Genomic DNA, 11,584 nt, shown 5'->3' with positions numbered 1-11,584 from the left:
GAGTCCGAAAAACGACTCTTTCGTTCACTTCAACTCGACGTGTGGCGAGCTCGTCACCGCGCCCCGATCGTCCTTAACCATCAGAAAAAACACCAGGGGTCTTTTCTCGGGTAACGGCGCCGTTGCCTTGCCGTCGGAAAGGGTGGCTGCCACCGTCTTCCACTCACGCTTCGGCCACTCGCCTTCGTCAGTCGTATAGGCCAGCTCGCCCTGGACCAGGGGATTCTGGCTCACGATCGCTGTCGAGGCGAGACCGTTGGCAATCAAGGGGGCACCGAGCCGGGCAAGTGGCTTGCCCTCCTCGATCACGCTGTCGACGAACAGGCCGATCTCCTGAGGTGCCCATCCCTGGGGGTGACCGTGGGGCATTCGCACGGTCACGCACAGGTCGACCGGCCCCGGGACCTGGCGGTAGGACTTCTGGTAGCTGTCCAACGGGTAAGCAAAGTCGTTGGTGCCATTCACGAAGAGGATCGGACAGCGCACGCCGCCAAGGTATTTCGACGGATCAAAGAGGGACAGCCACCGATCGCGCTGAGCGGATGACATCGCTTTGAACCGAGCGACCCAGGCGCTGTTGTCATTCAGGTAGCCGCACCCATAGACCGGAACGGCGACCTTGAGACGATCGTCCAGGCCGGCGACGATGCAGGTCAGGTAGCCTCCCCAGCTAATTCCGGTGATCCCGATCCGCTTCGCGTCGACCTCCGGTCGGGCGGCGAGAAGTGAATGTCCTCGAATCACGGCAGCCACCGCATGATAGGTCCACATCTGCGACGCTTCCGAGTCGGCGAAGTCATGGAACTTGCCCTGGTCATCCTGATCGGGCCCGCCGTCCACGAGCCTGAGCCCGTCGGGGCCATGTCCCGCCAGATCCATGGCCAGCGCCGCATAGCCTCGCTCGGCCCAGAGCGATGCCCACTCCCGAAAGGCTTTGCCGCCACCGCCGTGGACCAAAACCATGGCGGGAAACGGGCCATCTCCCTTTGGTTTTCCGTAGTAGGCGAAGACGCGAGTCGGCTTTCCCTGGAAGGGCTCGCCCTCGTAATAAACTTCACGGACCAGGCCCGACTCCGCTCCCCATGTTGCCTGGGGTGGCTGCTGGAGCGACTCGAGGTTCCAGGGGCCGGTGAATCGCCGCTCGGCGGGTTCGGCCGTCGCCGGGTTACCGGAAAAGACCGTGGTGAACAGAAATATGAGCAGCGCGAAGCCGTGACGATAACTCATCGAGGACCTTCTCCCGAGGGCCAGGATCCGTGGCAGGACGTCAGCGACTTATGGTAGTGTCGGCAACGTGGCCCGAACAAGGTTTGACCCGGCGGTTCTCGCTCCGCGACTGCCCCCGGCCTTCTCAATTGATGTTGGTTCTGCTTTCATGAGCTTTGAGGTCGAAATCAAGTTCCGGACGAACAACCACCTCGAACTCGTCCGCCGATTGGCTGAGATGGGAGCCAGGGCCGAACCCGAGGTCAGCCACGAGGATGTGTACCTCGGCCATCCCTCGCGCGACTTTGCCCAGACCAACGAGGCGTTTCGAATTCGCAGGATCGGCTCCGAAAACCGGATCACCTACAAAGGGCCTCGCCTGAGTGGCCCCACCAAGTCGCGTGAGGAGATCGAGCTCCCGTTCGCGGAAGGCGAACAGGCGTTCGAAGCTATTCCGACTGTTCAATCAGCTCGGCTTCCGCAAAGTCGCCGCGGTCCGAAAGACAAGACGGCCCTTCCATCTCGAATACCAGGGTCTTCCGATCGAGGTCGCACTCGACACGACCGAAGGGCTAGGTGAGTTCGCTGAAGTCGAGGCGTTCGCCACCAAAGAAGCCGACCTTCCGGCCGCCCAAGCCGCCGTGATCGACCTGGCCCGGGAACTCGAGCTGACCGAGGTCGAACCGCGATCCTACCTGCGCATGCACCTTGACGCGGGAGCGGCCCGGCAGTGACCGAGTGGGGAGCGTCGGCTCCCTTGGCTTTCGTTGGCCGATTAAAAGAGAGGGAGCCGACGCTCCCTCTCGCCTTGAAAAAAGGCCTCAACCTATTCAATGATATGAGCAAGTCAAGCTTGCTCAGTTCTTATTCCTCGACCAACTCCCAGTGGAAGTTTGCCTTCGACCCGTTGATCGTCAGCTCGAGGCCATCCTCTCTTTCGACGAGAGGGACCGCGGGGCCTCGCGTGCCGTTGTTGTCGAGGGGGTACGCCTTGACGTTCCCCTTGCGCCGCCAGAGCACCTTGGCGCGAACGGGTTCCTGAAGTAACGGCGGCGTGCCCGGTTCGGCCACCTCCACCTTCGACTCGTCCACCCAACGGAACCCGGACGGTTCGACTTGCGCAACGGCCGTCACGAGCAGTCGCTTGGTGGTGGCGATGGGAGCGGAGCCAACCGAGGAGGCGACGATCACTGCGTAGGACTGATCGGTCTCGAAGACGAGATGCTCGAACGCGGCGGCCTCTCCCCCTGGCCAGCCGGCGAACCCCTGGGTAAATGGCGACTCGATCACGAGGCGGCCACGGCTCGGGTCCCACCCCGCGACGGCGCGATTGGCCCGGTGGCGTAGAGGAGGACGAGTGGTCTGTCCCGAGTGCGGTTCGGCGCTCCGCTCACTCCGCAAGAGGAGCGAAGCGGCGTGCGGCCAGAGTGAATAAATCTGGGGCATGCCGTTGATCACTTCGGGAAGCTGGAACAGGTCTTCGCCGCCGCCGGTCCCGGCCGCGGCGCTCCCCCAAAGTTCCGGATGTAGGAAGACCCCTCGACGCACCAGGGCATCCCAATCGTCGGACCCAGCGATATCCACGGCCAGCATCAAATCAGCCGCCTCGTAGGGCAATGCCCACCCGCCTCGCGTCTGATGACACCACTGACTCACCACATAAGGACGATCGGACCTTCGCTTGTGAGTCGCCCCAGCGATGAGTGCCCCGTCCTGGCTCCAAAGGAGTGAGCGACGCTCGGGAGCCGCCCAGGGGGGAGGCGACCAGTACAGCCGATCGTCGATCAGATCAAGGCCGGTCGCCGCTTGCTGCGCGGAGAACTCGGGATCACGGCGCCAGTGCGAGACCCCAGCGATCGGTACCCGGAGCTTGTCCTTGCGGAGTGAATTCGCCATCTCTCTCCAGTGCGTCTCGCCCAGCTCCTGCCAGATGCGTCGAACTCCGCCCACCGAACTCTTGGATGCAAGCGTGCGAAGCGACCCGGAGTATTCGGCCGGCAATAGCTCCGGCCGTTCGAGCTGATCAAACAGCGATGTCTCCCCCGCCAGGGTGACCCAGGCCAGGACCGGATCGTCACGCAGGGCAAGGCCCGTTTCGGGGTTCACGTGCTCGAGCAGGGCCTTGGCCGACTCGAGCGCGAGTTTTCCGATCGCAGGATCGAACTCGGCCGCCGGCCCGCCCCCCGGCGGTAGGGCATACGGGTTGGCGACCCCGTCGTCAGCGCGGAAGCGCCGGGCACTCTGCAACTCCAACGAGACATAGACGCCACGTGACTTGAGTGCGGCAATCAGGTGGTCGAGCCTGGCCAGGGCGTTCGTGTCAAACACCTTGGTATCGTCGCGTGTATCATCGTACAAACTGCGATCGGGGCCGAGCGCGGTATCGAGATCGGCGAGACGAACCAGGTTGACCCCCGACCGCGCCAGCCGGTCGGCCAGTGCGTCGGCCTCCGCGGTTTCGAGATAGGCGGAGGGGGGCAAAAGATAGACGCCGAAGAAGCGGGCACGCCCCCCTTTGGAAAAGGCGAGTCGACCGTCGCGGACCGTGACGAATCCATGCTTTCCCGCGGGCGCATCCAGCAGGAAGGACGCATCGAGCGCGGAACTGGCATCGATCGCCCGAGAAGGGGTCACGGCGGCCCAACCCGTCGTATCGTCCTCGACGTGATAAGGAGTCCAGGTTCCCAGCTTGGGGTCGGGGGCCGAGGTCACCACAACATCGTCGATCCGAAGCAAGCCGTTGCTGTCGGACTTTTCGAACTGGAGCACCGCGCGGGTCGCACCGGCAGGGACCGGAATCGTGGTGCGGGCGATTCGCCAGTCGAACGTACCCGACCACCGGAAGAGGTTGGCTCCACCACCGGCGCCCAACACCGGACGCCCATTGGCATCGACGAAGAAAAGATTTCCCGACGCCCCCCCTGCTCCACGCAAACCTTGGCCGCGAACACTGACCGCGACGTTCAGTTGGCCCAATGAGTCGATCGTCACGGCGAGACCCGTCAAGGCGCGTGCGCCTGACCTCGTAAGTTCGATCGCCGAATCCGATTGGAACCCTGGGAATGATCGCTGAGCGCCGTTCTCGAGGTTCCAGGCAAACGGGGCCGGATCTCCGAGCTCGAAATCGCCGTTGTTGACCAGATTCGTACTTTCCGCCCCCCCCACCGGGATGAGTTCCACCGTCAGGCCGTCGACTTCCAGGATCCCGGTGGCACCGAGCAACCCCACTGACATGATCGCGTCACGCGTGCCGGGAGGTACCGGAATTCGCCGCGAGACCCGAGTCCAGCGTCCGCTGGGCGTCCTCCCCCACGGGCCGAGGGTTCCTCGCCGCAAGGCACGGAGCCCTTCGCCCAGAAAATCGAGCATGATGCCGGGATCTTCGCCGAGCCGTTCGCCGGACTGGATCTGATCGACACGGATCCAGGCGCCGACGATGACGGCCTCGGTCTTTCGGCCGTCGAGGCCGAAGGCACGGCTCAGCCGCGCGGGCCGTCCCGGCTTGCGGACCTCAAACTTCAGACAGTGAGGACCGACCTTCCCCCCTTGAGGAGTAAGCACGACATCCCGAGCGTTGTACCAGCCATCGGGAATCCCGTCCTTGTTCTTGTCCGCCTCGAAATCGTCGAGAGCGGGAGGAGCGGGCCGCTCGAGCTCCTCTTCCTGCCCGACGACCCAAGATCCAAACGCGACGCTGCACAAGACGCTCAGGGCCCAGAACCGAACGATCTTTCTCACGGCTTCTCCTTGTTCTTCCGCGCCTCGATCGCCTCACGCTGAGCGCGGCCGGTCATGGGAACGAACAAGGTCGGGCGAAGCTCCTTGAGGACCAACTTGCCGTCTTTTTTCGTCCCAAAGTAGACCATCTGATTGAATCGATTCCCCACTGGAATCACGATCCGCCCCCCCTCCTTGAGCTGGTCGACAAGCGGTTGGGGGATCGCTTCCGGCGCACAGGTGACGATGATCGCATCAAACGGCGCCGCCTCGGGCCAGCCGGCGTATCCGTCACCGATCCTGGTGTGAATATTCGTGTACCCAAGATCCTTGATCACTTCAGCGGCCCGTTTGCCGAGTGGCACCTTGATCTCAACGGAATAAACGTCCTTGACCAGCCGCGAGAGGATCGAGGCCTGATAGCCGGAACCGGTGCCAACCTCATAAACCTTGTCGGTCGGCTTCGGCTGAAGCGACTCGGTCATGAACGCCACGTCGAAGGGGGGAGTGATCGTCTGCCCCTCGCCGATCGGGATCGATTCGTCGTCGTAAGCCTGTCTGCCGGTGCCCTCGGGAAGAAAGCGATGGCGCGGAACCGTACGGAACGCGTCGAGCACGCGCGGATCCTTGATCCCTCGTTCAACCAGATGCCGCTCGACCATTCGCTTGCGAGCGGGCTCCGTGGGATCGGCCGCGGCCGCGGTCGCGACAGGCTCACCACCGCGAGACCGAACGACCGCAAGCCACTGGCACGCGAGACTCAGACCGAGACAGACCGCAACTGTCGCCCGTGATGACATGGCGAATCTCCTTCCGGGAGAAGCGTGAACGGAAATCATCGTTGGGGGGTGATCCCTCTGATATTACACGGATTCCTGGCTCACACGGAAGTTCTTGACTCCATCGCAAACGCATAAGTCGAATCCATTCAACATGAATCGTCTCCGTAAATTCGGGTATGCGGAGGTTGCGGCCTTGGGATCAAGAGGAATCCGCTTGGCCGCATCCCCACTTCCCGCTATACTGAGATCCCGCACAAACCCTCTCTCCACGAACGACGGCAAACTCGCCCAGTTCATACGTCAAAAGTTCTCGGGGGTGATCATGCCGATGATGGCTTGCTTCATCCTATTAGCGTTGTCTGCCGACGCGCCGGTCGACTCTTCCCGACCGAATGTGTCCACGCTCAAGGGCCAAGTCGTTGAGCTCACCAAAGTACTAAACGAGCAGGGACGAAAATTCGACGAGGCGCCGATCGCCACCCAGGTGGTCCTGAAGGCCCAGGATCAGACACTCACCCCCCTGCTCTCCGACGACGCCAGTCGGGCACTCTTCCAGGATGAACGGTTACGCGACCGACCGGCGGAACTCAAAGTTCGGCGTCTCCCCAAGCTTCCCTACGTTCAAGTGCTCTCGTTCAAAGTCGAGTTCAACGGAATGCTCCGGACGCCCGAATACTATTGTGAGATCTGCTCGATTAGTGTCCGGTATCCGCAGATCTGTCCATGCTGTCAAGGCTCCATGGACCTACGCATGCAACCCAAGGATGATTGACACGCGGTGTGACGAAGAAGTCGCTCCGGACGGAGCGTCCCAGATTCGGGCCGACGGCGGCGGCACCGCCGGGGATGCCTTCCTATCATGGCGATGGTCAACGCCAACTACCTGCTCGGCCTGATCGCGATCTTTGCCGTGGCAACCACGCTGTTCGGCATGATCTCGCTATTCTGGGCCACCCGGAGTCGCACGAATCTCCCGCTCTACACGCCCCCGGTGTCGATCTACAAGCCCCTGAAAGGTCAGGATGAGGGGCTCGAAGAAAACCTTCGAAGCTTCTTCGAGCTCGATTACCCGACCTATCAACTGCTCTTCTGCGTGGCGGACAATGACGATCCGGCGATCCCGATTGTCGGTCGCCTGCTTGCCGAGTACCCGCAACGGGACGCCCAGTTGATCGTCGGCTGCCCTGCTTTCGGACTTAACCCGAAGGTGGAGAGTCTCGCGGCGATGGATCGCTATCGCCGGCACGATCTGATTTTGATCAGTGACTCCAACGTTCGGGTTCGCCCAAGCTATTTGCGGGAAACGACCTGCTACCTCGCCGAGCCTGGAGTTGGGCTGGTCACGAATCTGTTTGTGGGAGTGGGCGAGGTTCAGACCGGAGCGGTCCTCGAAAACCTCGAGCTCAACGGATTCATCGCCGGCGGCGTTGCCGCGGCGTCGCTCCTGCGAATGACCTGCGTCGTGGGCAAGTCGATGCTGTTGCCGGTTCGGGTGCTCGAGGCCATTGGCGGGTTCGCCGCCGTGCGCAACCTGCTGGCCGAAGACCAGGTGATCGGCATGCGGGTGCGGAAGGCGGGCTATACGATCCGCCTGAGCCACCACGTCATCGAAAACGTCAACCAGACCCGTGGGTTCCGCTGGTTCCTCAACCGCCACTCGCGTTGGTACAAGATCCGCCGCCGGCTCGCCTTTCCGACGTTCGTGATCGAGCCGACCGCCAACCTCGCGACAATCGGAATCGTCTGGGCGCTTTCGGGCGAGACCCACCTCGCCTGGGGCGGCCTGATCGTTCTGGTCGGCCTGGGAATGGCGCGTGACGCGATCCAGACTCGCTGGCTCCGGGGAACGTTCCCAAGAATTCGCCACCTCTTGCTCAGCCCGGCGAAGGATCTGTTCCTCTTGCCCGTCTGGTTCGACGCCCTGGTGAATGATCGGGTCCAGTGGCGCGGGCATCGCTTCCGGATCGGTCGATTCACTCGACTTCGATCGACGGAGGTGCCCTTGACGGTCCGTCGCAGGATGCGCCGAGCTCAGCGGCTGCGGTCGCAGCACGAACACGAGGGATGATCTCGAGAACCGGCGAACATCCGGCCCGTCGATTCCTCTCGGTGCGATTCATCGCCACAAGCCAGTGATTCGTCTCACTTGCTGGAAAATCCATTCATCGCCTGGAAGAAAGTAGCTTCTTGATGGAAAAACCGGTCGGTGCCCCCGAATCCACCCCTCTCTCCGAGACAACCTCCTCGTTGACTTGCTTTGGCCAACGCGCTCCACGACCCACCAACGCCGAATTTCGCCATTCGCGTCACCGTCCGATCCTGCTGATCCTGACCATGGCCATGGCCGGCCTCACCGTCAGTGCCGAACCTGGCCGTGCAGACACATTGGCCAAGGTCCGCGAGGCCGGTCGCCTGGTCTATGGAAGCGACAAGGAAGGGGGAGGACCTTACGCCTATCCCGACCCCAAGGCGCCACGCGAGGTCACCGGCTTCGAAGTCGAGCTGATGAACGAACTGGCCAAGGACCTGGGCGTTCAGGCCGTCTTTTCCCAAGGGCCCTGGGATCGGCTGCTCAAGGTTCTCGACACCGACCGGGTCGACGTGGTGGTCAACGGGTACGAATGGACTGAGAGCCGGTCCCGTGAGTATTTGGCAACCCGCCCCTATTACGTCTATCAGCTTCAACTGATGGCCCCGCGCGGGGGGACGATCCGGTCGTGGGCCGACATCGAGCGCCCGCACCCCAAAAAGCGTCGCTGGCGCATCGGGGTCTTGAGCAGTTCGGCGGCCGACACCTTCGCACGAGAGTCAGGGGGGGCGAACGTGGAGGTGCTTTCCTTCGACGGCGCCACCGACGCGATGACGGCGGTCCGCAACGGCCAGATTGAGGCCACGCTCCAAGACCTTCCCGCAGCGCTCTTCTATCGCGACCGGTTCCCCAGCCTGGAACTGGCCGGCCCTCCCGAAGGCCGTGGGTACTACGTCATCTTCGTCAGGAAATCCGACGAGGCGCTTCACCGCGAGCTCGATCGTGCGATCGGTCGCCTCATCGAGTCGGGTTCGCTGCGCAGCCTCTACGAACGGTACGGCCTCTGGAACAGCGCACAGGACGAGCTGACCGGATGGACCGGCGCCCGGTTTGTGACCACCGGCTCAGGCCCTCCGCGTGGCCTTACCATGCTCTGGCAGTATCGGACGCTCCTGTTCGACGCCGCGTTGATGACGATCCTGCTGTCGGCCACGTCGATGCCGCTGGCGATGGCGATCGGGTTATTCGTCGCGTTGGGACGACTCTACGGACCACGTTTTCTCCGCATGATCCTCTCAGCTTATGTCGAGCTGCTGAGAGGAACTCCCTTGATGCTCCAGCTTTTCGTACTGTTCTACCTCCTCAAGTTGCCTCCACTCGTGGCGGGAATCGGAGGACTGGCGATCAATTACTCGGCCTACGAAGCGGAGATTTACCGGGCAGGACTGCAAGCGATCCCCGGCGGACAGATGGAGGCCGCGCTGGCACTCGGGATGTCCCGGCGCATGGCCCTGCGCCGGGTGATCGTGCCTCAGGCGGTCCGGATCGTGATTCCACCGGTGACGAACGACTTCATCGCCTTGTTCAAGGATACGTCGGTCTGCTCGGCGATTACCCTGGTCGAGTTGACCAAGCAGTACTCGATCCTGGGTAACAGTACGGGGGGCTGGATCGAGTTCGCGATCGCAACCGCGGTGCTCTACATGGCAATGAGCATCCCGCTATCCTGGTTCTCGCGCTGGTCCGAACGGCGACTCGATGCCGCGGCGGCGAAGGGAGGGGCGCTGATATGATCGAGGTGAACGGACTGATCAAGTCTCACGGGCCTCTACAAGTCCTCCGCGGCGTGAGCCTGGCCGTCGCTCGAGGCGAGGTCGCCGCGATCATCGGCCCCTCAGGCGGGGGTAAGAGTACCTTCCTTCGTTGCTTGAACGGACTAGAAACGTTTCAAGGGGGAACGATTGCCATCGACGGACTCACGCTCGAGTCCGACACCCCCGCTGCAATCCGCAATCAGACCCTCAGGCGAATTCGCCAGGAGGTCGGTATGGTCTTCCAGAGCTTCAACCTCTTTCCTCACCGTACCGTCCTCGAGAACGTCACGGAAGGACCGATCTACGTCCGGGGGCTCGCACGAGACGAGGCCGAGGACCGAGCCAGGCGACTGCTCGACCGGGTCGGTCTGGCCGACAAGCTGAGGGCGATGCCCCGTCAGCTCTCGGGGGGCCAGCAACAGCGCGTGGCCATCGCACGGGCCCTGGCCATGGAACCGCACGCCATCCTGTTCGATGAGCCGACCAGTGCCCTCGATCCGCGAATGACGGCCGAGGTGCTCGCCGTCATGACCGATCTGGCCTCCGACGGCCTCACGATGATCGTCGTCACCCACGCCATGCAGTTCGCCCGCCAGGTTGCCCATACGATTCATGTCTTCGGCGAAGGCCAAGTCATCGAGTCGGGTCCCCCTGCGCAGATTTTCGAGTACCCGCTCCAGGAAGCGACCCGAATGCTTCTGTCGGAAGTGCAGGCGGCATGACGATATCAATCAGGAAACGGCTCGACTCCGGAGATCGCGGCCGTTACCCCCTGATCATGGATGTACGCCTGTCATGGAACCGACCCCTGACATCTCTTGGGATCAAGCCCAGTCCGACTTGCGGCCGCTCCTAAAGACTGACAACTGGACGAACATCGCCTACTTGGCCGTGGAATACCTCTGGCTCGGGCTCGTCCTCTGGGGATGCTCGGCCGGGTTCAATGCGTGGTCGACCGGCCGGCTCTCGACGCTCGGCTTCGTGCCCTGGACCCTGGTTGGAGTGACGTTGGTTGCGGTCTCGCAGCACCGGCTCTCAGGCCTGGCGCACGACGCCAGCCACTACACGCTCTTCAAGAACCGGCTGGCCAACGAACTTGTCTCCGACCTCTTTCTACTCTTCCCCTTGGTGGCGATGACGCAGCAGTATCGCATGGCCCACTTCGGCCACCACCAGTTCGTCAACGACCCGGAACGCGACCCCGACCTGATGCGTCTGAATCAATCGGAGCCGCATCACTTCCCGATCAGCAAGCCTCGCTTCTGGCAACGCTACGTGCTCCGCGGACTCTGGCCCCCGTCGATCCTTCGCTACCTGTTCGGCCGAGCCAAAGCGGCGAATCTCGGGACCGCCGAGCCCAGCCCGGTTGTTCGCACCGCCTATCCCAAGTCAGTGGCCCGCCGCCTTCGGGGTTCGTACTGGCTGACCGTGCTGGCCATGGTGCAGATCCTTCACGTCTGGCCGATCTTCGGCCTCTTCTGGGTGGTTCCCCTCCTGACGATTTACCCCCTCCTGATGCAGCTTCGCGAGATCGCGCACCACAGCAATGCTCCCGACGACGGCGACCTGACGAACTCGCGCGTCTTCCGCGTGAACCCGATCTGGAGCGCCTGCGTCTTCCCCTACGGCCAGTCGTTTCACCTGACGCACCACCTGTTCGCCATGGTTCCTCATTACCGTATCGCCGAGGCACACCGACGGTTATCGCGACACCGGCCCTACCGCGAGAACGTCCAGATCTGCGAAGGCTATTTCTTCCGCAGGCTGGGCACGAAGGGTCCTTCGGTACTGGAAGTTTTGGCGAGAAAATCGGTCATCCCCGCCCCTAAATCCTTCGCTCGACGACCAAGCAGCGTCCGGGTCGACTGAGACCCGGGCGACCGCCCGTCCTCGTGGGGTGCACCCGGCCTATCATCTGAACTGCCGCTCTGACAAGGAGATCGGGAGATAGATCGGGCCATCCCCACGGGTGAGAAGGGGCCGCAAGTCCTCACTCGACAAAGACCGCTCACAAGTCAGACACCAGCAGTCTCTCG

General features: G+C 62.7%; 9 protein-coding genes and 1 pseudogene. 7 read left to right on the top strand and 3 right to left on the bottom strand.

The genetic code is table 11. The features are described 5' to 3' along the window. Window positions 1–24 precede the first annotated feature (24 nt). Window positions 25–1,227, bottom strand: a complete 1,203-nt coding sequence (locus V5E97_RS14065; RefSeq protein WP_406699948.1) for an alpha/beta hydrolase family protein — start codon at window positions 1,225–1,227, stop codon at window positions 25–27. A 148-nt stretch (window positions 1,228–1,375) separates the two neighbouring features. Here V5E97_RS14065 and V5E97_RS14060 point away from each other — a divergent pair. Both V5E97_RS14060 and V5E97_RS14055 read left to right on the top strand, forming a co-directional pair. Continuing rightward, window positions 1,376–1,600 (top strand): annotated as a pseudogene (locus tag V5E97_RS14060) (class IV adenylate cyclase); the annotation flags it as partial. A 7-nt stretch (window positions 1,601–1,607) separates the two neighbouring features. Next, complete coding sequence (locus V5E97_RS14055) at window positions 1,608–1,940, top strand: CYTH domain-containing protein (RefSeq protein ID WP_406699947.1); 333 nt, start codon at window positions 1,608–1,610, stop codon at window positions 1,938–1,940. Window positions 1,941–2,070: 130 nt separating this feature from the next. Here the strand turns inward: V5E97_RS14055 and V5E97_RS14050 are convergent, their stop codons facing one another. After that, on the bottom strand, window positions 2,071–4,944 hold the full coding sequence (locus V5E97_RS14050) for a hypothetical protein (protein ID WP_406699946.1): 2,874 nt from the start codon (window positions 4,942–4,944) through the stop codon (window positions 2,071–2,073). Beyond that, on the bottom strand, window positions 4,941–5,723 hold the full coding sequence (locus V5E97_RS14045) for a protein-L-isoaspartate(D-aspartate) O-methyltransferase (protein ID WP_406699945.1): 783 nt from the start codon (window positions 5,721–5,723) through the stop codon (window positions 4,941–4,943). The genes V5E97_RS14050 and V5E97_RS14045 overlap by 4 nt, the downstream gene beginning before the upstream one ends. A gap of 304 nt (window positions 5,724–6,027) precedes the next feature. Here V5E97_RS14045 and V5E97_RS14040 point away from each other — a divergent pair, with 304 nt between their 5' ends. The 5 genes from V5E97_RS14040 to V5E97_RS14020 all read left to right on the top strand — a co-directional run bounded on the left by V5E97_RS14040 (window position 6,028) and on the right by V5E97_RS14020 (window position 11,417). After that, on the top strand, window positions 6,028–6,477 hold the full coding sequence (locus V5E97_RS14040) for a hypothetical protein (protein ID WP_406699944.1): 450 nt from the start codon (window positions 6,028–6,030) through the stop codon (window positions 6,475–6,477). Window positions 6,478–6,564: 87 nt separating this feature from the next. Beyond that, the gene (locus V5E97_RS14035; protein WP_406699943.1) at window positions 6,565–7,773 is read left to right on the top strand and encodes a ceramide glucosyltransferase; all 1,209 of its coding nucleotides are present in this window, start codon (window positions 6,565–6,567) and stop codon (window positions 7,771–7,773) included. Between the two features lie 122 nt (window positions 7,774–7,895). Continuing rightward, window positions 7,896–9,527, top strand: coding sequence for an ABC transporter permease subunit (locus V5E97_RS14030; protein WP_406699942.1), 1,632 nt, complete (start codon window positions 7,896–7,898; stop codon window positions 9,525–9,527). Then, complete coding sequence (locus tag V5E97_RS14025; protein ID WP_406699941.1) at window positions 9,524–10,270, top strand: amino acid ABC transporter ATP-binding protein; 747 nt, start codon at window positions 9,524–9,526, stop codon at window positions 10,268–10,270. Before V5E97_RS14030 ends, V5E97_RS14025 begins: the two co-directional genes overlap by 4 nt. Before the next feature lie 73 nt (window positions 10,271–10,343). Then, the gene (locus V5E97_RS14020) at window positions 10,344–11,417 is read left to right on the top strand and encodes a fatty acid desaturase family protein (protein WP_406699940.1); all 1,074 of its coding nucleotides are present in this window, start codon (window positions 10,344–10,346) and stop codon (window positions 11,415–11,417) included. Window positions 11,418–11,584 lie beyond the last annotated feature (167 nt).

This window comes from Singulisphaera photorubra (assembly GCF_045290345.1).
Lineage (GTDB): Bacteria > Planctomycetota > Planctomycetia > Isosphaerales > Isosphaeraceae > Singulisphaera.
This window is presented reverse-complemented; position numbering and strand designations above follow the sequence as displayed.